This window comes from Ancylobacter koreensis (assembly GCF_023016525.1).
Classification (GTDB): Bacteria; Pseudomonadota; Alphaproteobacteria; order Rhizobiales; family Xanthobacteraceae; genus Ancylobacter; species Ancylobacter koreensis.
Window position 1 is genome coordinate 1,145,570 of the sequence record NZ_JALKCG010000001.1, and the last position, 19,680, is coordinate 1,165,249.

19 protein-coding genes and 1 tRNA gene are annotated in these 19,680 nt (G+C 67.3%); 10 read left to right on the forward strand and 10 right to left on the reverse strand.

Features of this window, described 5'->3' with window-relative positions; all coding sequences use genetic code 11:
- Positions 1 to 82: 82 nt before the first annotated feature.
- The 4 genes from MWN33_RS05245 to MWN33_RS05260 form a co-directional block, all read right to left on the reverse strand.
- Positions 83 to 739: a Thoeris type III anti-phage system protein ThcA gene (locus MWN33_RS05245; protein WP_247199341.1), complete on the reverse strand. Its 657-nt coding sequence runs from the start codon at positions 737 to 739 to the stop codon at positions 83 to 85.
- On the reverse strand, positions 736 to 1,923 hold the full coding sequence (locus MWN33_RS05250; RefSeq protein WP_247199342.1) for a Thoeris type III anti-phage system protein ThcB4: 1,188 nt from the start codon (positions 1,921 to 1,923) through the stop codon (positions 736 to 738). The genes MWN33_RS05245 and MWN33_RS05250 overlap by 4 nt, the downstream gene beginning before the upstream one ends.
- Positions 1,924 to 1,934: 11 nt before the next feature.
- Positions 1,935 to 2,534: a TIR domain-containing protein gene (locus tag MWN33_RS05255; RefSeq protein WP_247199343.1), complete on the reverse strand. Its 600-nt coding sequence runs from the start codon at positions 2,532 to 2,534 to the stop codon at positions 1,935 to 1,937.
- A gap of 415 nt (positions 2,535 to 2,949) precedes the next feature.
- A tRNA-Arg gene (locus MWN33_RS05260) sits at positions 2,950 to 3,026 on the reverse strand.
- Between the two features lie 148 nt (positions 3,027 to 3,174).
- Between MWN33_RS05260 and MWN33_RS05265 the strand changes: the two genes are divergently transcribed.
- Positions 3,175 to 4,032 carry a HesA/MoeB/ThiF family protein gene (locus MWN33_RS05265; RefSeq protein WP_247199344.1) on the forward strand — a complete coding sequence of 286 codons (858 nt, stop codon included), beginning with the start codon at positions 3,175 to 3,177 and terminating at the stop codon, positions 4,030 to 4,032.
- 12 nt (positions 4,033 to 4,044) lie between these two features.
- Here the strand turns inward: MWN33_RS05265 and MWN33_RS05270 are convergent, their stop codons facing one another.
- Positions 4,045 to 5,046, reverse strand: coding sequence for a 2-hydroxyacid dehydrogenase (locus MWN33_RS05270; protein ID WP_247199345.1), 1,002 nt, complete (start codon positions 5,044 to 5,046; stop codon positions 4,045 to 4,047).
- A gap of 256 nt (positions 5,047 to 5,302) precedes the next feature.
- Here MWN33_RS05270 and MWN33_RS05275 point away from each other — a divergent pair, with 256 nt between their 5' ends.
- A complete protein-coding gene (locus MWN33_RS05275) occupies positions 5,303 to 5,848 on the forward strand; it encodes an SH3 domain-containing protein (protein ID WP_247199347.1) in 546 nt (181 codons plus the stop codon).
- A 2-nt stretch (positions 5,849 to 5,850) separates the two neighbouring features.
- On the opposite strand, the gene MWN33_RS05280 is transcribed toward MWN33_RS05275, so the two are convergent.
- Entirely contained in the window at positions 5,851 to 6,285 is a 435-nt protein-coding gene (locus tag MWN33_RS05280; RefSeq protein WP_247199349.1) for a tautomerase family protein, read from the reverse strand.
- A 94-nt stretch (positions 6,286 to 6,379) separates the two neighbouring features.
- Here MWN33_RS05280 and MWN33_RS05285 point away from each other — a divergent pair, with 94 nt between their 5' ends.
- The gene (locus tag MWN33_RS05285) at positions 6,380 to 7,228 is read left to right on the forward strand and encodes a LysR family transcriptional regulator (RefSeq protein WP_247199351.1); all 849 of its coding nucleotides are present in this window, start codon (positions 6,380 to 6,382) and stop codon (positions 7,226 to 7,228) included.
- Between the two features lie 7 nt (positions 7,229 to 7,235).
- Here MWN33_RS05285 and MWN33_RS05290 read toward each other — a convergent pair whose 3' ends face one another.
- Positions 7,236 to 7,619, reverse strand: a complete 384-nt coding sequence (locus MWN33_RS05290) for a hypothetical protein (RefSeq protein WP_247199353.1) — start codon at positions 7,617 to 7,619, stop codon at positions 7,236 to 7,238.
- A gap of 188 nt (positions 7,620 to 7,807) precedes the next feature.
- On the reverse strand, positions 7,808 to 8,338 hold the full coding sequence (gene irrA / locus MWN33_RS05295; RefSeq protein ID WP_281493571.1) for an iron response transcriptional regulator IrrA: 531 nt from the start codon (positions 8,336 to 8,338) through the stop codon (positions 7,808 to 7,810).
- A 446-nt stretch (positions 8,339 to 8,784) separates the two neighbouring features.
- On the opposite strand from irrA, the gene fabA reads away from it, so the two are divergent.
- From fabA to fabI, 3 genes are all read left to right on the forward strand, one after another.
- Positions 8,785 to 9,291, forward strand: a complete 507-nt coding sequence (gene fabA, locus MWN33_RS05300; protein WP_247199795.1) for a 3-hydroxyacyl-[acyl-carrier-protein] dehydratase FabA — start codon at positions 8,785 to 8,787, stop codon at positions 9,289 to 9,291.
- 90 nt (positions 9,292 to 9,381) lie between these two features.
- Entirely contained in the window at positions 9,382 to 10,608 is a 1,227-nt protein-coding gene (gene fabB / locus MWN33_RS05305; protein WP_247199355.1) for a beta-ketoacyl-ACP synthase I, read from the forward strand.
- 26 nt (positions 10,609 to 10,634) lie between these two features.
- Positions 10,635 to 11,471, forward strand: coding sequence for an enoyl-ACP reductase FabI (gene fabI / locus MWN33_RS05310; RefSeq protein WP_247199357.1), 837 nt, complete (start codon positions 10,635 to 10,637; stop codon positions 11,469 to 11,471).
- Positions 11,472 to 11,589: 118 nt separating this feature from the next.
- Here the strand turns inward: fabI and MWN33_RS05315 are convergent, their stop codons facing one another.
- Together MWN33_RS05315 and MWN33_RS05320 are read right to left on the reverse strand one after the other, a co-directional pair.
- Entirely contained in the window at positions 11,590 to 12,441 is an 852-nt protein-coding gene (locus MWN33_RS05315) for a prephenate dehydratase (protein ID WP_247199359.1), read from the reverse strand.
- Positions 12,438 to 13,202: a 3-deoxy-manno-octulosonate cytidylyltransferase gene (locus tag MWN33_RS05320; RefSeq protein WP_247199361.1), complete on the reverse strand. Its 765-nt coding sequence runs from the start codon at positions 13,200 to 13,202 to the stop codon at positions 12,438 to 12,440. The genes MWN33_RS05315 and MWN33_RS05320 overlap by 4 nt, the downstream gene beginning before the upstream one ends.
- Positions 13,203 to 13,423: 221 nt before the next feature.
- Here MWN33_RS05320 and MWN33_RS05325 point away from each other — a divergent pair, with 221 nt between their 5' ends.
- From MWN33_RS05325 to MWN33_RS05340, 4 genes are all read left to right on the forward strand, one after another.
- Positions 13,424 to 14,197: a c-type cytochrome gene (locus MWN33_RS05325; RefSeq protein ID WP_247199363.1), complete on the forward strand. Its 774-nt coding sequence runs from the start codon at positions 13,424 to 13,426 to the stop codon at positions 14,195 to 14,197.
- Positions 14,198 to 14,531: 334 nt separating this feature from the next.
- Complete coding sequence (locus MWN33_RS05330; protein ID WP_247199796.1) at positions 14,532 to 16,328, forward strand: extracellular solute-binding protein; 1,797 nt, start codon at positions 14,532 to 14,534, stop codon at positions 16,326 to 16,328.
- Between the two features lie 116 nt (positions 16,329 to 16,444).
- Positions 16,445 to 18,346, forward strand: a complete 1,902-nt coding sequence (locus MWN33_RS05335; RefSeq protein WP_425531969.1) for an extracellular solute-binding protein — start codon at positions 16,445 to 16,447, stop codon at positions 18,344 to 18,346.
- Between the two features lie 225 nt (positions 18,347 to 18,571).
- Entirely contained in the window at positions 18,572 to 19,678 is a 1,107-nt protein-coding gene (locus tag MWN33_RS05340; RefSeq protein WP_247199367.1) for a microcin C ABC transporter permease YejB, read from the forward strand.
- The last annotated feature ends 2 nt before the right edge of the window (positions 19,679 to 19,680 follow it).

Sequence of the window (19,680 nt, forward strand, 5' to 3'; positions counted from 1 at the left end):
TCACGATAGTGGAGCGTTGATCTAGCGACGCATCTACGCCAAGCGTGCAGGACGGGTGCGGTACGAGGGTGCCGATCGGTGCTCACGATCGGTCGCCGGGTCGCCAGTATCGCTCGGTGACTTCTGCCGGCTGCAGGTCCGGCCGCTCAAAGCGACGCTCACGCACCGAAATGCCCAGTTGGCGATGAAACAGAGCGACGAAGTCGCGATCACCAGCCAGATCGGTGGAAGCACCGCCGAGCGCCTCGACAATCTTGAGTGCGGCTCCTCCCGTCAGACTGATCGGCACGATCTTCGCCTTCGGTTGTTGACGGCTGAACAGTTCGTATTCTTCGAGAACGCCGTCCATGCCACCGATGAACACTGCGGAAGAGAACTGGACTTCGCTGAACATGCGCTCGCGCATGTGTCGAAGGCTCGCCTGCCGATCGTTCGGCGTCGCCTCGGTAAAGGTGACGTTGGCGAAGCGCTCATTGTCCTTTGGGAATTCGTCCTCGAAGAATCGCGACTGATAGAGGCGAACCCATCGGCCATAGTCGACGCCGATGTCCTCGGCGAATACGAGGATCATCGGTGTGATCGCAGGCTGGCCACCCCAGACCAAAGGGCGGCGGCCAAGCACGACATGGATCAAGGCCGAGACGGCAGCGGTGATGGCGACCGTATCGGCGGTGGCCGCGTATTCAGGCCCGCGCCGCGGATCGGGCACGCCGGCGGAGAGGAAGATGGCGTCTTTCATGCCTCGGGCTCCCAGCCGGCCAATCTCCATCCTGCCTCCGCCACCTTGAGTGCGCGCACCGATTTGATCTCGTTGTCGAGCCAGCTCAAGTGGTTGCCCCAGGCCGCATGGATGCCGATGTGATCATAGACGAGCACCGGCGTCTCCAGCTGGTCCGCCATTCGTGCCTTGACGGCGATATCGTTCAGGGTTTCAGCAGTCGGTACGCCGACGACAGGGTAGGCCCAAAAGCGTCGACCGTCGAACAGTCGCACGGAGATCGCTCGATGAGCACCGATCGCCTCGATCGTTCCGCCGATTTTCTCGACATCTGCGCGCAGCTTGCCTGTAATCGCCATGTAGCGGGCGGAGATGCTCCGGCTGCGCAGCCGCTCGACCTGGAGGGCGATTGCGTAGACCTTGTTCTCGACGATCGGGCCGTCGGGGTCTTTCAGATCGGCGGAGTCGAGATGCAGCGTCTCGGAGAGGTCGGTCATCCTGCTCGGCGTGTGGGCGGGCCAGACCACGCGCAACACCTGAATGTCCTTCGCCCGCGCCCTGCCGATCTCCTCCCGTGTCCAACGGCTTTCGAAATAGGTTGGCGTGTCGAGCATCACCAACACGTCGGAATCCACCAGGCGGTGCCATAATACATCCTGAAAGGGGTCGCCGGGGCGGATGCGGTGGGTGTCAAGGAAGACGTCGAACCCTCGCGCACTGAGCAGGTCGTGCAACTGGACGGCAGCGGCGCGTGCCTCGGTGCGACGATAGCTGACGAAGACCCGTCGCTGGCGGTGGAGAAGACCAACGCATTCCAGAAGCGCACTGGCGAGCTCGACCATCTTCGGATCGTCGAGGCGGCGCTTGAGGCCATTGGCCGCCTGGAGCATTGCCGGGACCTGAGCGAAGCTGCCGCTCGCCGCGATGGTCGGAATAATTGGCATGCTTGCCGAGATGAGACTGCCGACCGCGCCGATATCGGCATTGCCACCGGCCGCGAAATACGCCGCAGCGAACGCCACGCGAGGATCTCTGTCGCCGACCGTGGCGGCGTCGAGAAGGTTCACGTCGGTGCCGAGTTCAAGTTCGAAGTCGGCGATCATCTCGCGGAGCGTATCCGCCAGGATTTGTCGTTCCACGGCGTCGATGTCGCCGAGGATGGCCAACTGATAGACGCCATAAGCAGCGGGAGGCGGGCTGTTCATCGTTCGGTCCTTCAACGCCCGGCCAGACCGGCTGCCGTCTCGATCCAGCCGGCGATGTTCTGCTGTCCGTTCTGTGTGGCGAAGTCGTAGCGCATGCAATGTGCCGACAGCGGAATGACGGAGGCCGAACTTGGCGGATCGAACCACAGGCACGTGGCGGGAACGGCGCTCGTGTAGTCGCCATATTTAATCCATTCACCGTTCGAGACTTCTGCGAAGAACATGCCGTTGTCCGTCTTATAGAGTCCGACGCAGCTCAAAGGATCGCGCCCTTTGTCCGCAACGTAGCCGCCTTCGTTCTTGACCCCGTCGATATCGATGGTGAGAAGACCGTTGCCTTTCAGAATCGCGCGCACGATTTCGTAGCGGACCCAGCGGCGTTCCGAGGTGCGGGCACCTGACAGCACGCAGGTTACGGAGGAGCTCTTCATGCCGTCGCGGAGGAAAGCTTTGAGGCTGGCTTCGCTCTCGCGCTTCGATGCTTCAAACACGCTGTTGTCGAAGAAGCCGTCGACGGCCTCTTCGGGCATGAATTTCAGGCACTTGCGGACATTCATCGCCCGCCAGACATCGGGCAGGTAGTGAAAGGAGAAGAAGGTACGGCGGGCCATCTATGTGTCCTCGAGCGGCAGGGCGAACCCTGCACGGGAGACGTGCCATCCGCGTATGCTGGCATATGGGAGCATCCCGTATATACCATTCCGTGCACCCCTCCGCGCCGCGTCAAGGCCATGCCAACGTCGACATGGACAAGGTGAGGAAGAACGTCGTTGCTGGCCGGCGCGCCTATAGTCGCGATGTACCACGGTCGTTTCCTACCGCAGCATTGAAGCCTCCCTCGCAGCGCAGATCCTCAACAAGGTGTTGGGGGGCAGCGTGAGGGTAGCGGTGCATGCGCGAATCTCGTCGCCGCCCGCTTTGCGCGACGGTCCGCTGCCACAGGCTGCAGTCAGCTTCCGCAGCAAGTCAGAGGCGTATAGCCCCGAAAGGGCGCTTTGATAAAGCCCTGATTTTACAATAGAAAATTGGCGCACCCGGCACGATTCGAACGTGCGACCTTTGCCTTCGGAGGGCAACGCTCTATCCAGCTGAGCTACGGGTGCGTGCGGCGCGCGGAGCACCGATGCAGCGTCTTCATAGTCGAACGGCCCGGTGTGGGCAACCGGCTCCGGTCAGCCTCGGCAGGCGTCGGCGCCGCAGAGGCCGCCTGCGCGTGGCGCGGCGATGGATCGTTGCTATATAGCGGCGGTGATGAGCACCAATGCCCCCGCCGACATCAGCAACCCTGCCACCGCGCGCAAGCCCTTCTTCTCGGCCGAGGAGGTGGAACGCTACGCCCGCCATCTCGTGCTCGGCGAGATTGGCGGGCCGGGCCAGCAGAAGCTGAAGAAGGCGAGCATGCTGGTGGTAGGGGCCGGTGGCCTCGGCGCGCCCGCGCTGGTCTATCTCGCCGCCGCCGGTGTCGGCCGGCTGGTGGTGGTCGATGACGACGTGGTGTCGCTGTCGAACCTGCAGCGGCAGGTCGTCCACACCACGGCGGATATCGGCCGGCCGAAGATCGAGAGCGCCGCCGACTTCATCGCCGCGCTCAACCCGCATGTGATCGTCGAGGGCATTGCCGGGCGCATCGATGCCGGCAACGCGCTGGAAATGGTCGCGGGCGTCGATGTGGTGATCGACGGCTCGGACAATTTCTCCACGCGCTATCTCGTCTCGGACGCCTGCGCGCTCGCCGGGCGGCCGCTGGTGACGGCGGCGCTCGGGCGCTTCGACGCCACGGTGACGACGCTGCGCCCGCACGAGAAGGGCGCCGACGGCACGCCGAACCCGACCTATCGCTGCCTGTTCCCCGAACCGCCGCCGGCCGGCACGGTGCCGAGCTGCGCGGAGGCGGGCATTCTGGGCGCGGTGGCCGGGGTGGCCGGTTCGCTGGTGGCGCTGGAGGCGATCCGCGCCGTCGTGCCCTTCGGCGAGGGGCTGGTGGGGCGGCTCTTGATGATTGACACCCGCTCCATGCGCTTCGAGACGCTGAGCTATGGCTGGGACCCGGACAATCCGCTGACCGGCGAGAACCCGACGATCAGGGATCTATCGGGGCACCCGCGCTGAGGCCCCGCCGCCTCACAGCATCGCGGGCAGCACGCGGTCGGGGAGGCGGTGGCCGTCCATGAAGGCGCGGATGTTCACGATCACCTTCTCGCCGGTGTCGATGCGCGCCTCGACGGTCGCCGAGCCCATATGCGGCAGCAGCACGACCTTGCCGGAGCGGGCGAGCTTGAGCAGCTTCGGGCTCACCGCCGGCTCGCGCTCGAACACGTCGAGCCCCGCGCCGGCAATCTCGCCGGCCTCGATCATGCGGATCAGCGCGTGCTCGTCGATCACCTCGCCGCGGGCGGTGTTGACGATGTAGGCGTCGGGCCGCACCAGCTTGAGCCGGCGCGCCGAGAGCAGGTGGAAAGTCGCCGGCGTGTGCGGGCAGTTGACGGACAAGATGTCCATGCGCGCCAGCATCTGGTCGAGGCTGTCCCAGTAGGTCGCCTCAAGTTCCTCCTCGATATGGGCGGGGAGGGGGCGGCGGTTGTGGTAGTGGATCTGCAGGCCGAAGGCGCGCGCGCGGCGGGCCACCGCCTGGCCGATGCGGCCCATGCCGATGATGCCGAGCCGCTTGCCCCAGATGCGGTGGCCGAGCATCCAGGTCGGCGACCAGCCGGGCCAGTTGCCGTCGCCATTGGTGATGAGCGCAGCGCCCTCGGTGAGCCGGCGCGGCACGGCGAGGATCAGCGCCATGGTGAGGTCGGCGGTGTCCTCGGTCAGCACGCCGGGCGTGTTGGTGATGGCGATGCCGCGCTGGGTGGCGGCGGCGACGTCGATATGATCGACGCCATTGCCGAAATTGGCGATCAGCTTGAAGTTCGGGCCGGCGGCCTCGATCACCCGGGCGTCGATGCGGTCGGTCAGCGCCGGCACCAGCACGTCGGCGGTGGCGGCGGCCTCGATCAGCGCGGCCTGGCTCATGGGAACGTCATCGACGTTCAGCCGGGCGTCGAACAGCTCGCGCATGCGGGTTTCGATCTTGTCGGGCAACCGGCGCGTCACAACCACCAGCGGCTTCTTGCGGGCCATGTCGCTCCCCGTACAAATCCGCCCGCGGTCAAGCTCCCGTTAACGCTACGGGCCCACACTCGCGCCGACCGGGCGAAGCGTTCCTTAGCAGACGGGTCGGTGAAACACAAAAATGCACCGATTCAGCGTGCAGGCGTGTGGCCCGGCGTGTCTGGGCATGTGTGGATCTGTCCGGAAAACGTGCCGTGCCGGTGGACGAATGGGTGAACGGGTGATGCGTAAGGACTGGCTTCGAGGCCGGGCGAAGCTGCGGAATATGAAGCTGCGAAATATACTGGGCGTTCTAACGCTGGGCGGGCTCCTCGTCGGAGTGCCGGGCGGCGCGCGCGCGCAAGAGGCCGCCCCGGAAGAGGCGAGCGGCCCGGTGGGGCGCACCAGCGGGTTGCCGGTGCCGCGCTTCGTCAGCATCAAGGCCGACAAGGTGAATGTGCGCTCCGGCCCGACCCGCGACCATGCGGTGGCCTGGGTGTTCACCCGCGCCGGACTGCCGGTCGAGATCACCGCCGAGTTCGAGAACTGGCGGCGCATCCGCGACGCGGATGGCGCCGAGGGCTGGGTCTACCATTCGATGCTGTCGGGCCGGCGCACCGCGCTGGTGAGCCCCTGGAAGGGCGGCGAGCCGACCGCCCTCTATGCCGAGCCCAACCGCTCCGCCAGCATGCGCGCCCGGCTGGAGCCGGGCGTTCTGGGCAAGGTCGAGCATTGCGACGGGCGCTGGTGCCACTTCTTCGAGAGCGGCTTCGACGGCTTCGTCGAGCAGGAGCGCCTTTGGGGCGTCTATCCCGGCGAGAAGGTGGAATAGCCCTAGCTGCGGGGTCTGGCGCTGTCGGGCGCGGGGCGGGCGGCGATGTAGCGGCGCTCCTGGGTGAGCCCGCCATAGCCGTAGGCATCCGCCCGCGCCTCCACCACATGGACATAGCTTTCCGGGTGCAGCGGGCCGAGCAGTTCGGCCATCGCCGCGAAGGTCGCTGCGACGAAGGCGGCCTTCTCGTCCTTGGTGTTGGTACCCTCGGTCACGCGGATATCGAGCCAGGAGGCGGCGAGGCCCTCCTGCGCGAGGGAGCGGCCGCCCACAAACCAGTGATGTGCCTCGGCCCGCTCGACCAGCACGGCGGTGACGGTGGGATCCTTTCCCAGCCATTGCGCGGCGAGCGCGGCGGCTCGGGCGGCGATGCCGGCCTCAAGCCCGGTCGCAGGGGAAGAGGCAGGGGCGGCGAATCTGATCTGGATCATCGGCATGTCGGCCTCCTTCATCGGTTGAGGAGGATTGCCTACGACGTTCCCTTAGATAAGATAATCATATCATTTTATCTATCAGTGATAATGAACGGATATGATCGAGCGGCCACTGGACCTCGAACTTGTGCAGGCCTTCGTGCGGGTGGCGGAACTGGCGAGCTTTACCCGCGCCGCCGAGACGCTGGGCACCACGCAGGCAGCGGTGAGCCTGCGGCTGCGCAGGCTGGAGGAGCGGCTCGGTCGCCCGCTGCTGGAGCGTTCGCCGCGCCATGTCCGCCTCACCGCCGACGGCGCCGCCTTTCTGGAGCGGGCGCGGCGGCTGCTGGCCGCCGACCGCGAGGCGCGGGTGTGGCAGGCGGCGGGGCCGGCGCGGCTGCGCCTCGGCATTTCCGATCACACCACCGGCGACACGCTGCCCGCCCTGCTGCGCCGGGTGGCGGCGGCGAGCCCGGAGGTGGTGTTCGAGGTGCGCATGGGTTTTTCGCGCACGCTGCTCGACGCCTATGACGCCGGCGAGCTCGACGCCGTGCTGGTGCGCCGCGAGGGCGACCGGCGCGACGGCGAAGAGGTGCGGCGCGACGCCTATGGCTGGTTTGCGCTGCCGGGCGCGCTGCCGCCTAAGGGCGCCCCGCTGCCGCTCGCCCTGCTTGCCCACCCCTGCGGCGTGCGGGCCACGGCGATACGCGCGCTGGATGGCGCCGGCATCGGCTGGCGGGAGGCTTTCGTCGGCGGCAGCGTTTCCTCGGTATCGGCGGCGGTGACGGCCGGGCTGGCGGTGGCGCCGCTCGCCGCCCATCTCGCCCCGCCCGGCAGCGCCGATGCCGGCCCGCGTCTCGGCCTGCCCGGCCTGCCACCGGCGCGTGTGGTGCTGATCGGGCGGGCCGGGGAGCCGGCCGCGAGCGGCGCGTTGCGTGCCCTCGCGGCCTTCCTGCGGGCGGGCTGACGCCGCCCTACTGCTTCTTCAGCGTGAAGCAGGAGACGACCTTGTTCTTGGGGTAGAGGTGGTCGTAGCAGACGTCGATGGTGCCGGCGTCGCGCACGCTCACGCTGTAGCGCCCGTCATCGTCGAGCATGGTGCCGGAGGTGAAAGCCGGCGCCTGCAGCGCACCGATCAGCGTTTCCTTGCCGCTGCCCGAGCTCATATTGCCGATGAAGCGCGCGCCGTGCTGCTCGGTGATCGTGTAGGTGAACTCCATCTCCTTGTCGAAGAATACCGGCCCCGGCCCGTCGGGCAGGCGATAGGGCGTCGGGCCGATGCCGACGGCCTGCGCCATGCCCTTCCACGTTCCGACCAGATTCGGCGGCTCCTGCGCCTGCGAGAGTCCTGTCGACATCAACAGCAACGCGGACGCGATGACATAGGCACGCATGAGAGTCCCCCCAACTATATGGCGGGCGGACGATAGCACCGGCGATGGGGTCGGCAAGGGGGTAGGGCAGCGAGGCGGGCTCAAACGAAACGCCCCGGCGAAGGACCGGGGCGTGAATTCGGGGCAGGCTGGCGCGGGATCGGTCGCGGGGATCAGCCCCGGCGCTTGGGGCGCAGGCGCACCACCACGTCGACGCGGGCGATCTCGTAGCCTTCCGGCGGCTCGGGCACGCGCTCGACTTCCACCGCCGCGCTCGGGATGTCGACGAGGTTGTTCTCGCCCTCGAGGAAGAAGTGGTGGTGGTCGGAGGGGTTGGTGTCGAAATAGGTCTTCGAGCCGTCGACCGCCAGTTCGCGCAGCAGCCCGACCTCGGTGAACTGGTGCAGCGTGTTGTAGACGGTGGCCAGCGAGACCGGGAAGCGCGCCTTGATCGCCTCCTCGTGCAGGATTTCCGCCGACACATGGCGGTCGCCCTTGGCGAAGAGCAGCCAGCCGAGCGCAAGGCGCTGGCGGGTCGGGCGCAGGCCGACGTCGCGGAGCATGTGGCGCACGTCGTGGAACGGGCAGCCGGTGCGGCTCGTGCCGGCGCCGTCGCGCAGCCGGGCGACCGGAAGCACGGGCTCGTCATCCTCGATGAGGACGCGGGAGACGGCAATGTTGTGAGGGCGGACGCCTTCAGTCATCTTGCATTCCGAACCATTGTAAACCGGCCGTCCGGCGCGCCATCGGGCTCCGGCGCGGCCGATCCGCAACATACCTGCACCGTCGCCGGCCGCCGGACCGAGGTCCCCACGTGGCCGCGCCGATGCGTTTTTCATCGGGGATTATATCTGCACGCCAAGCGCAGGGGCAATATCGCGGCGGATAATCGTAATCGTTCCAATCTGTGCCGGTATCCCGGCGCGCGGGGGGCATGTGCCCTCTTCGTGCCGGCTCCGTCACACCCGTGACATTTTGATTGGCGCGCCCGCCGCGCCGACGGCTTTGATGGGGCAGGACGCTGTGATAGGAAGCGCCGAGCGATCGGCGGCCGGCCGGGGCGTTGCCCCCGCGACCGCTGCCGGGAGGGGAGCCGGCGGCGAGGCCGCTCAAAGCAAAGAAAGTGGCAAGCGTGGGTAACACCGATACGATGGTCGAGCGGCAGACGAGCTTCACTTACGAGGAACTGCTGGCGTGCGGGCGCGGCGAGCTTTTCGGGCCGGGCAACGCGCAGCTTCCCGCGCCGCCGATGCTGATGTTCGACCGCATCACCGAGATTTCCGAGACCGGCGGGCCGAACGGCAAGGGCCATGTGCGCGCCGAGCTCGACGTGAAGCCGGAGCTCTGGTTCTTCGGCTGCCACTTCATCGGCGATCCCGTCATGCCGGGCTGCCTGGGCCTCGACGCGCTGTGGCAGCTCGTCGGCTTCCATCTCGGCTGGCTCGGTGCCCCGGGGCGCGGGCGCGCGCTCGGCGCCGGTGAGATCAAGTTTTCCGGTCAGGTGCTGCCCAGCGTGAAGAAGGTGGTCTACGGCATCGACTTCAAGCGCGTCATGCGCTCGAAGCTGGTGCTTGGCATTGCCGATGGCTGGCTGGAGGCCGATGGCGAAGTGATCTACCGCGCGAGCGATCTCAAGGTCGGTCTGTTCCAGGCCTGAGCCGCGCGTCACCTGCGGCCCTTGCGGGGCGCCCTTCGCGGTGCCATCTCGCGCGGTGCCATCTCGCCTGCACTGAAGGAAAGGAAGCCTATGCGCCGCGTTGTCGTAACCGGAATGGGCATCGTCTCGTCGATCGGCAACTCCACGCAGGAGGTGCTCGCCTCGCTGCGCGAGGGCAAGAGCGGCATCACCCGCAGCGAGAGCTACGCCGAACTCGGCTTCCGCAGCCAGGTCTTCGGCGCGCCCCAGCTCGACGCCAGCGAGATCGTCGACCGCCGCGCCATGCGCTTCCACGGCGGCGGCACAGCGTGGAACCATGTCGCCATGGATCAGGCGATCCGCGACGCGGGGCTTGAGGAGCATGAGGTTTCCAACGAGCGCACCGGCCTCATCATGGGCTCGGGCGGTTCCTCGACCCGCACCATCGTCGAAGCGGCGGACATCACCCGCAAGAACAATAGCCCCAAGCGCGTCGGCCCCTTCGCGGTGCCCAAGGCCATGGGCTCGACGGCGTCCGCCACCCTCTCGACCTGGTTCAAGATCAAGGGCGCGAGCTATTCCATCTCGGCCGCCTGCGCGACGACCAACATCTGCATCGGCAACGCCGCCGAGCAGATTCGCTGGGGCAAGCAGGACATCATCTTCGCCGGCGGCTGCGAGGATCTCGACTGGACGCTGTCCTGCCTGTTCGACGCCATGGGCGCCATGTCGTCCGACTATAATGACCGCCCGGCGGTCGCCTCGCGCCCCTATGACAAGAATCGCGACGGCTTCGTGATCTCCGGCGGCGCGGGCGTGCTGGTGCTCGAGGAACTGGAGCATGCGAAGGCGCGCGGCGCGCGCATCTATGCCGAGGTCGTCGGCTATGGCGCGACCTCGGACGGCGCCGACATGGTGGCCCCTTCGGGCGAGGGCGCGGCCCGCGCCATGCGCCTCGCGCTGCAGGAGGCCGGCGGCGCCGGCATCGACTACATCAACCCGCACGCCACCTCGACCCCGATCGGCGATCTCAAGGAGATCGAGGCGATCCGTGCCGTGTTTGGTGACAAGGCGCCGCCGATCTCGGCCACCAAGTCGCTCACCGGCCATTCGCAGGGCGCGACCGGCGTGCATGAGGCGATCTATTCGATCCTGATGATGCAGAACGGCTTCATCGCCGCCAGCGCCCATATCGACGAAATCGACCCCGCCTTCGCCGACATGCCGATCGTGCGCGAGCGCGTCGACAATGCGAATCTCGGTCGCGTGCTCTCCAACGGCTTCGGCTTCGGCGGCACCAACGCCGTGCTGGTGCTGCAGCATCCCGAAGCGGCGTGAGCGCCCGAGCGGAAGGAACATCGAGCATGAGCCTGATGCAGGGCAAGCGCGGCCTGATCATGGGCGTCGCGAACGATCACTCGATCGCCTGGGGCATCGCCAAGTCGCTGGCCGCTCAGGGCGCCGAGCTCGCCTTCACCTATCAGGGCGAGGCGCTCGGCCGCCGGGTGAAGCCGCTCGCCGAGCAGCTCGGCAGCGACACGGTGCTCGCCTGCGACGTCGAGGACATCGCCTCGGTCGACGTCACCTTCGAGGCGCTGAAGGAGAAGTGGGGCACGCTGGACTTCCTCGTCCACGCCATTGGCTTCTCCGACAAGAACGAGCTGAAGGGCCGCTACGCCGACACCACGCGCGCCAATTTCACCCGCACCATGGTGATCTCCTGCTTCTCCTTCACCGAGCTCGCCAAGCGCGCTGCGGCCCTGATGCCGGATGGCGGCTCGCTGATCACGCTGACCTATGGCGGCTCCACCCGCGTCATGCCGAACTACAACGTCATGGGTGTGGCCAAGGCGGCGCTGGAGGCGAGCGTGCGTTATCTCGCGGCCGATTACGGCCCGCAGGGCGTCCGCGTGAACGCGATCTCGGCCGGTCCGATCCGCACGCTGGCGGGGGCGGGCATCGCCGATGCGCGGCTGATGTTCAATTACCAGAAGCGCCACGCCCCGCTGCGCCGCACCGTCACCATCGACGAGGTGGGCGGCGCCGCGCTCTATCTGCTGTCCGACCTGTCGACGGGCGTCACCGGCGAGGTGCACTTTGTCGATTCCGGCTACAACATCATCTCGATGCCGCACCCCGACGCGCTGAAGACCATCGAGGACGCCGAGGAGCGCGCCGCCGGCAGCGCCGCGGCGGAATAGCCTCCGGAGGGTGGGTCATCCCGGACGGCCGCAGGCCGATCCGGGATCGCATGACGTCATGGAGGCCGATCCCGGCTCTCGCTACGCTCGGCCGGGATGACGTGAACAATGGGCGGGACTACGCCCGCAGCGCGACGCGGTAGGCGTGCGCGGGGTAGACGCCCAGAATCCGCACTTCCTTCGAAAAGAACGACAGTTCCTCCAGCGCCAGCTTCAGGCCGGGATCGTCCGGGTGGCCGTCGACATCGGCGTAGAACTGGGTGGCGAAGAACTCGCCGTCGAGCTGGTAGGATTCCAGCTTCGTCATGTTCACGCCATTGGTGGCGAAGCCGCCCAGCGCCTTGTAGAGCGCCGCCGGTACGTTGCGCACGCGGAACACGAAGGTGGTCACCGTCGGCCCGTTATTGGCCGGCGCCCAGTCGCCCTCCTTGGCGAGGATGATGAAGCGCGTGGTGTTGTGCGCCTCGTCCTCGATGTTCTCGGCGATGATGTCGAGCCCGTAGATCTCCGCCGCCAGCCGTGAGGCGATGGCCGCGCGGGTGGGGTCCTGCGCCTCGGCGACGAGGCGGGCCGAGCCGGCGGTGTCGGCGCCGACGATGGCCTTGAGCCCCAGCTTGCGGATGATGTTGCGGCACTGGCCGAGCGCCATGACATGGCTTTCCGCCGACTTCACCGTCGCCAGCGTGGCGCCGGGAATCGCCATCAGCTGGTGCGACAGCGGCAGGAAGAACTCGCCGATGATGGTGAGCCCGGAGGTCGGCATCAGGTGGTGGATGTCCGCCACCCGGCCGGCGACCGAATTCTCGATCGGGATCATGCCGAGATCGGCCTCGCCATTCTGCAGCTGCGCGAAGGCGTCTTCGAAAGTGGGGCAGGGCACCACCTCGTGGTCGGGATAGACCTCGCGGCAGGCGATGTGCGAGTTCGCGCCCGGCTCGCCCTGGAAGACGATGGTGCGGCGGCTGGTCATGACGGCGTTCCTGTCAGGCTCGTTTCACGCGCGAGAAAAGCGCGCGCCTTGTCCAGATCCTCCGGCGTGTCGACGCCGAGCGGGACGGTATCGACGATGGCGACGTCGATCCGCATGCCGGCCTCCAGCGCGCGAAGCTGCTCCAGCTTCTCGCGGCTCTCCAGCGGCGAAGGCGGCAGCGCGACGAATCGCTCCAGCGCCGCCCGCCGGTAGGCATAAAGGCCGATATGGTGGAACAGCGGGCCCTCGCCATGCGGGGCAGTGGCGCGGGAGAAATACAGCGCGCGCAGCCGGCGGGGCGCGACCGGGCTGCCGATCACCTTCACCACGTTGGGGTTGGTGCGTTCGTGCGGGTCGGTGATCTCGGCGGTCAGCGTGCCGATATCCACCATCGGATCGTCGATGAGGTCGACGGCGGCGCGGATCAGCGCCGGGTCGATGGTCGGCAGGTCGCCCTGCACGTTGACGATGCGCGTGGCGCGGCCATCCGGGTCGACATGGCCAAGCGCCTCGAAGATGCGGTCGGAGCCCGAGGCGTGGTCGGGGCGGGTCATGACGACGGCGAATCCGGCGTTTTCCACCGCTTTGCGCACGTCCTCGTCGTCGGTCGCCACCACCACGCGGCCGATCTGCGCCGCGGCGGAACGCCGCGCCACCTCGACGATCATCGGCCGGCCGCCGAGGTCGGCGAGCGGCTTTCCCGGCAGCCGGGTTGAGGCCATGCGGGCTGGAATAAGAATAAGTGTGTCCTGGGCGGACATTTCAGGGCCTTGTCACCGTCACATAGCGCGCCCGCGCGCCGGCCCTCAGGGTGGCGAAACGTAGCACCGCGGCGCGCTTATACGGGTTGCACGGCAACCGTCAAAATGATTAGTTCCGCCGCGCCATTGGCGGTCGACGCAGGCGGCTGTTACATTTGCGCGCGGGGCGTTGGCGGGCCAGCCGGATGGTCGCCGCGTCGGGTGAGGGAGCTAATATTTCGATGGACAGCTTCGAGCTGAACAAGATTGCTGGTGCGGTTCTGGGTGTGCTCACCTTCACGCTCGGCCTGAACGTGTTCGCCGACATCCTGTTCTCCAGCCATGCGCCTGAGAAGGCCGGTTTCGAGATCGCCGTGCAGGAGGAACTGACGGGCCAGGCCGAGGCCGCCCCGTCCGTCGTGCCGCTTCCCCTGCTGCTCGCCTCCGCGAGCCCCGAGAAGGGCGCGGCCGTCGCCAAGAAGTGCGCCGCCTGCCACAACTTCGTCGAAGGCGCCGGCGCCAAGGTCGGTCCGGACCTCTACGGAGTCGTTGGCCGCCCGGTCGCCAGCGCGGAAGGTTTCGCCTATTCCGCCGCGCTGAAGGCGCATGGCGGCAACTGGACCTTCCAGGACCTGTCCGACTTCATCAAGAACCCGAAGGCCGATGTTCCCGGCACCGCGATGGGCTTCGCCGGCATCGCCAAGGACACCGAGCGCGCCGACCTTCTGGTCTATCTGAACACGCTCTCGCACAGCCCGCAGCCGCTGCCCAAGCCCGAGGAGGCCGCCCCGGCCGCCGCTCCTGCGGCTGCCGAGCCGGCGCCCGCCGCTCCCGCGCCGGCGGCTGCTCCGGCTCCTGCCGCCCCGGCTCCGGAAGCCCCTGCCGTTGCCCCGGCGCCCGCGCCCGAGGCCACTCCGGCTCCCGCGCCGGAAGCACCTGCGGCTCCGGCTCCCGAGGCGGCGCCCCCCGCGCCGGCTCCCGAGACGCCGGCTCCGGCAGCGCCCACGACTCCCTGAGAAAAGGCGCGCCGCAGGGCGCGCTTTTTTCACGATCACGTCAGGCCGGCGACGCAATGCGTCGCCGGCCTTATTCTTTTCCGAAGCGCGCCCTTCATAGTTGCCGTTCCCGATCGTCGCCAAAGCGTCGGCGATCGGTATTGTGGAACGGATGCGCCCGCATCGACGTGCAAGGACGTGCAAGAGGGATATGTGCATGCAGAACCGGCCCCGTCGCCCCGACATCTCCGCTTCCGCCCCCGCCGCCCGGCGTCCGGCGGGGAGGCTGCCGGCGGGGAGGCTGCCCGCGCTCGCCGCCGTTCTGCTCGGCCTGTGCCTGACGGCTGCGCCGTTGATGGCGCAGGAGGGCACGGCGCCGTCGGCGCCGCAGTGGCGGCACGGCCTGTCACTGATGGGGCAGCCGAAATACCCGGCCGATTTCAAGCATTTCGACTATGTGAACCCGCAGGCGCCGAAGGCCGGCCTGCTGCGTCTCTCGGTCGACGGCACCTTCGATTCGCTGAACGACATCGTGCCGCGCGGCACGCCGGCGTCCGGGCTCCAGCTTATCTACGACACGCTGATGACCACCGCCTATGACGAGGTGGCGACCGAATATGGCCTGCTCGCCGAGGCGGTCAGCTACCCCGCCGACTTCTCCTCCGTCACCTACCGTCTGCGCCCCGAGGCAAAGTGGCACGACGGCCAGCCGGTGACGGCGGACGACGTGGTGTGGTCTTTCGAGCAACTGACCAAGAACAACCCGCGTCAGGCCTATTACTACAGCCATGTGAAGTCGGCGGCGAAGACGGGCGAGCGCGAGGTGACCTTCACCTTCGACCAGGCGGGGAACCGCGAGCTGCCGCAGATCGTCGGCCAGATCCGCGTCATGCCCAAGCACTGGTGGACCGGCACGGACGCCAACGGCAAGCCGCGCGACATCAGCCAGGGCACGCTGGAGATCCCGCTCGGCTCCGGCCCCTACAAGGTGAAGCAGGTCACCCCCGGCCGTTCGATCTCTTTCGAGCGGGTGCCGGACTACTGGGGCGCCGATCTGCCCGTGAACATCGGCACGAACAATTTCGCCGAGCAGCGCTACGAGTATTTCCGCGACAACACGGTAGAGCTCGAAGCCTTCAAGGGCGACCAGTACGATTTCCGCGTCGAGACGTCGGCCAAGGATTGGGCGACCGCGTATGATTTCCCGGCGGTAAAGGCTGGCAAGGTGGTGCTCGAAGAGTTCCCCGACCGTGCCTCGGGCTCCATGCAGGCCTTCGTGCCGAACCTGCGCCGCGAGAAGTTCCAGGACCAGCGCGTGCGCCGGGCGCTGAACTACGCGCTCGATTTCGACGGCATGAACCGCACCCTGTTCTTCGGCCAGTACAAGCGCACGTCGAGCTATTTCCAGAACACCGAGCTCGCCTCCTCTGGTCTGCCGACCGGCAAGGAGCTGGAAATCCTTCAGAGCGTGAAGGACCAGGTGCCCGCCAGCGTCTTTACCCAGCCCTACGAAAATCCCCCCGCCGGCGGCGAGGATGTGCGCCGCGCCAATCTGCGCGAAGCGGCGAAGCTGCTTCGCGAGGCCGGCTACGAGATCAAGGGCGGCAAGCTGGTGAACGCCAAGGGCGAGCCCTTCACCATCGAGTTCCTGCTGGCCAGCCCCGCCTTCGAGCGTGTCGCACTGTTCTACAAGCCGACTCTGGAGCGCCTCGGCATCACCGTGAACGTCCGCCAGGTCGACATCTCGCAATACATCAACCGGCTGCGCGCCCGCGACTTCGACATCATCATCACCGGCTGGGGCCAGTCGCTCTCGCCCGGCAACGAGCAGCGCGATTTCTGGGGTTCGGCGGCGGCCGACCGCGAGGGCTCGTCCAATTATGCCGGCATCAAGGATCCCGGTATCGACGCGCTGATCGAGAAGGTGATTTACGCCAAGGACCGCGAGGAACTGGTCGCTGCCACCCACGCGCTCGACCGCGTGCTGCTGGCGCATGACTATGTGATCCCGAGCTGGAACTACCCGGCCACCCGCACCGCCCGCTGGAACCGCTTCGGCCGCCCGGAGAAGCTGCCCGAATATTCCTTCGGCTTCCCGGACATCTGGTGGTGGGACGCGGCGCTCGCTGCCAAGACCGGGGGTACGCAGTGAGCGGCGCGGGAAGGGGCTCGTCGTCATCCCGGCCGCAACCGGAGAGCCGGGACCGCCCGCTCTGTCTGTCGTCGGAGCGCGATCCCGGATCGGTCGTTCCGGCCGTCCGGGATGACATCCTTTTCATCTCCCGCCGCACGTTGCTCGCGCTGGCGGCCGGAGCCGGGTCCGCCCTCGCCCTGCCGCGCGGCGCCTCCGCGCAGGATGCGGCGCCCGTCGATGCGGTGCCCGGAGTGCCGACCTCCGCATCGGCCGAGCGTCACGGCCTCTCCGTCTTCGGCGACCTGAAATACCCCGCCGACTTCACCCATTTCGATTATGTTGACCCCGCCGCGCCCAAGGGCGGCACCTTCTCGCAGATCGGCTCGACGGCGGCGTTCAACCAGTCCTTCCAGACCTTCAACTCGCTGAATGGCTACATCCTCAGGGGCGACGGCGCGCAGGGCATCGACCTGACCTTCGACACGCTGATGACACGCGCCTTCGACGAGCCGGACGCGATCTACGGCCTGGTGGCCCGCAGCGTTTCCGTCTCGCCCGATGGCACACTCTACCGCTTCCGCCTGCGCCCGGAGGCCCGCTTCCACGATGGCTCGAAGCTGACCGCGCAGGACGTCGCGTTCTCGCTGAACCTGCTCAAGGAAAAGGGCCACCCGATCATCGCGCAGAACCTGCGCGACCTGACCGGCGCCGAGGCCGAGGGCGAGGAGGTCGCGGTGCTGCGCTTCGCCCCGACGCGGGCGCGCGACGTGCCGCTCTTCGCTGCTTCGCTGCCGATCTTCTCCAGGGCCTATTACAGCGTGAAGCCGTTCGAGGAGAGCACGCTGGAGCCGCCGCTCGGCTCGGGCCCCTACAAGGTCGGGCGCTTCGAGCCCGGCCGCTACATCGAGTACCAGCGCGATGCCGGCTACTGGGGGAACACGCTGCCGGTGAATGCCGGCGTGAACAATTTCGATGTGCTGCGCTACGAATATTTCCGCGACCGCGAGGTCGGGTTCGAGGCGTTCAAGGCGCGGACCTATCTGTTCCGGCAGGAATTCACCGCCCGCACCTGGGCGACCGGCTACGATTTCCCCGCGCTGCGCGAGGGCCGGGTGAAGCAGGCCGTGCTGCCTGACCGCACGCCCTCCGGCGCGCAGGGCTGGTTCCTCAACCTGCGCCGACCGCATTTCGCCGATCCGCGCGTGCGCGAGGCATTGTCCTATGCTTTCGACTTCGAGTGGACCAACAAGAATCTGATGTTCGATGCGTATAAGCGCACGACCTCCTTCTTCGAGAATTCCGACCTCAAGGCGGAAGGCGAGGCGGGGCCGGACGAGGTGGCGCTGATCGACGCGCTGGGCAGCGCCGTCACGCCGGTGGAAATCGCGGTGCTGAAGGCACCGCCCTGGAGCCCGCCGGTTTCCGACGGTTCGGGGCAGGACCGCGCTTTGCTGCGCAAGGGCACCCAGCTTCTGCGCGAGGCCGGCTGGACGATCCGCGACGGGCGCCTCGTCGGCCCCGACGGCAAGGGCCTGACCATCGAGTTCCTCGACGACGAGGGCTCGCTGGAACGCCACACCGCGCCCTTCATCAAGAATCTGCGGCTGCTGGGCATCGAGGCGAATTTCCGGCTCGTCGACCCCCCGCAATATCAGCGCCGGCTCAACGAGTTCGACTTCGACACCACGGTGCGGCGCTTCTCCGTTTCCACCGTCCCGGGCGAGTCGCTGCGCAACTATTTCGGCTCCGCCTCGGCAAAGATTTCCGGCTCGAACAACCTGTCGGGCATCGCCGATCCGCTCATCGACCTGCTGATCGAGAAGGTGATCGCCGCGCCGGACCGCGCGCAATTGCGCACCGCCTGCCGGGTGCTCGACCGGCGTCTGCGGGCTGGGCGCTACTGGGTGCCGCAATGGTACTCGGCCGAGTTCCGCATCGCCTTCTGGGACGAGTTCTCATGGCCCACCGCCGAGCGCCCGACCTATGCCCGCGCCATTCCCGAGATCTGGTCGGCGCGCACCCGTTCGGCGGGGTGAGGCATGTTCGCCGGTCGGCCTTGGTGGACCGTCATCCCCGGGCCTGGCCCGGCGATCCATGCCTCCGGTTCGCGAGGCGAGTCGTGGATGGCCGGGTCAAGCCCGGCCATGACGGCAAAGAGCGCAACCGCATCGCCGCGCATGAACGGACGTTAAGTTGACGCGGCTGCGGCCGCCCGCCACCTTGAGCGCCATGGCCGGAAAGGCCGGAGGAAGCCAGATCGCATGCTCGCCTATATCGTCCGACGCCTCGCGCTGATGGTGCCGACCGTCATCGGCATCATGCTGGTCTCCTTCCTGGTGGTTCAGTTCGCTCCCGGCGGCCCCGTCGAGCGGGTGATCGCCGAATTGACCGGGCAGGGCACCTCCGCCACCGCCCGCATCTCCGGCGGCGGCGGCGATTTCGGCGGCATGCCGCAGAATTCTCCGGCCGGCGATCCGGTTTCCTCCAAATATCGCGGCGCGCAGGGGCTCGACCCCGCCTTCATCCAGCAACTGGAGAAGCAGTTCGGCTTCGACCGGCCGGCCCATGAGCGTTTCCTGAAGATGATGTGGGACTATGCCCGCTTCGACTTCGGCCGCTCCTATTTCCGCGACATCTCGGTCATCGACCTGATCGCCGAGAAGATGCCGGTTTCCATCTCGCTCGGCCTGTGGATGACGCTGATCACCTACGCGATCTCGATCCCGCTGGGCATCGCCAAGGCGGTGCGCGACGGCTCGCGCTTCGACATGTGGACCTCGGCGATCATCATTGTCGGCTATGCGATACCGAGCTTCCTGTTCGCGGTGCTGCTCATCATCCTGTTCGCCGGTGGCTCGTTCTTCTCGTGGTTCCCCTTGCGAGGACTGACCTCGGACAATTGGGACCAGCTCTCGCTCGGCGCCAAGATCCTCGATTATTTCTGGCATCTCGCCCTGCCGATCACCTCCATGGTGCTGGGCGCCTTTGCCACCATGGCGCTGCTGACCAAGAATTCCTTCCTCGACGAGATCCGCAAGCAGTATGTCGTCACCGCGCGGATGAAGGGCCTCTCCGAACGGGCGGTGCTCTACCGCCACGTCTTCCGCAACGCGATGCTCATCATCATCGCCGGCTTTCCCGGAGCGTTCGTGGCCGCCTTCTTCTCGGGCTCGCTGCTGATCGAGACCATCTTCTCGCTCGACGGGCTCGGCCTGCTGGGCTTCGAGAGCGTGCTCAACCGCGACTATCCCGTGGTGTTCGCCAATCTCTACATCTTCTCGCTGGTCGGGCTGGTGGTGAACCTGATCTCCGACCTCACCTATACCTGGGTCGATCCGCGCATCGACTTCGACACGCGGGACGTCTGACG

Coding starts and splice junctions, on each gene's coding strand:
- MWN33_RS05245 (WP_247199341.1), bottom strand. CDS start 739: ATGAAAGACGCCATCTTCCTCTCCGCCGGCGTGCCCGATCCGCGGCGC.
- MWN33_RS05275 (WP_247199347.1), top strand. CDS start 5,303: ATGAAGCTGCGAAATATACTGGGCGTTCTAACGCTGGGCGGGCTCCTC.
- MWN33_RS05255 (WP_247199343.1), bottom strand. CDS start 2,534: ATGGCCCGCCGTACCTTCTTCTCCTTTCACTACCTGCCCGATGTCTGG.
- MWN33_RS05330 (WP_247199796.1), top strand. CDS start 14,532: ATGGCGCAGGAGGGCACGGCGCCGTCGGCGCCGCAGTGGCGGCACGGC.
- MWN33_RS05290 (WP_247199353.1), bottom strand. CDS start 7,619: ATGTCGACAGGACTCTCGCAGGCGCAGGAGCCGCCGAATCTGGTCGGA.
- MWN33_RS05265 (WP_247199344.1), top strand. CDS start 3,175: ATGAGCACCAATGCCCCCGCCGACATCAGCAACCCTGCCACCGCGCGC.
- MWN33_RS05325 (WP_247199363.1), top strand. CDS start 13,424: ATGGACAGCTTCGAGCTGAACAAGATTGCTGGTGCGGTTCTGGGTGTG.
- irrA (WP_281493571.1), bottom strand. CDS start 8,338: ATGACTGAAGGCGTCCGCCCTCACAACATTGCCGTCTCCCGCGTCCTC.
- MWN33_RS05315 (WP_247199359.1), bottom strand. CDS start 12,441: ATGACCAGCCGCCGCACCATCGTCTTCCAGGGCGAGCCGGGCGCGAAC.
- fabA (WP_247199795.1), top strand. CDS start 8,785: ATGGTCGAGCGGCAGACGAGCTTCACTTACGAGGAACTGCTGGCGTGC.
- MWN33_RS05280 (WP_247199349.1), bottom strand. CDS start 6,285: ATGCCGATGATCCAGATCAGATTCGCCGCCCCTGCCTCTTCCCCTGCG.
- MWN33_RS05285 (WP_247199351.1), top strand. CDS start 6,380: ATGATCGAGCGGCCACTGGACCTCGAACTTGTGCAGGCCTTCGTGCGG.
- MWN33_RS05340 (WP_247199367.1), top strand. CDS start 18,572: ATGCTCGCCTATATCGTCCGACGCCTCGCGCTGATGGTGCCGACCGTC.
- fabB (WP_247199355.1), top strand. CDS start 9,382: ATGCGCCGCGTTGTCGTAACCGGAATGGGCATCGTCTCGTCGATCGGC.
- MWN33_RS05320 (WP_247199361.1), bottom strand. CDS start 13,202: ATGTCCGCCCAGGACACACTTATTCTTATTCCAGCCCGCATGGCCTCA.
- MWN33_RS05250 (WP_247199342.1), bottom strand. CDS start 1,923: ATGAACAGCCCGCCTCCCGCTGCTTATGGCGTCTATCAGTTGGCCATC.
- MWN33_RS05270 (WP_247199345.1), bottom strand. CDS start 5,046: ATGGCCCGCAAGAAGCCGCTGGTGGTTGTGACGCGCCGGTTGCCCGAC.
- fabI (WP_247199357.1), top strand. CDS start 10,635: ATGAGCCTGATGCAGGGCAAGCGCGGCCTGATCATGGGCGTCGCGAAC.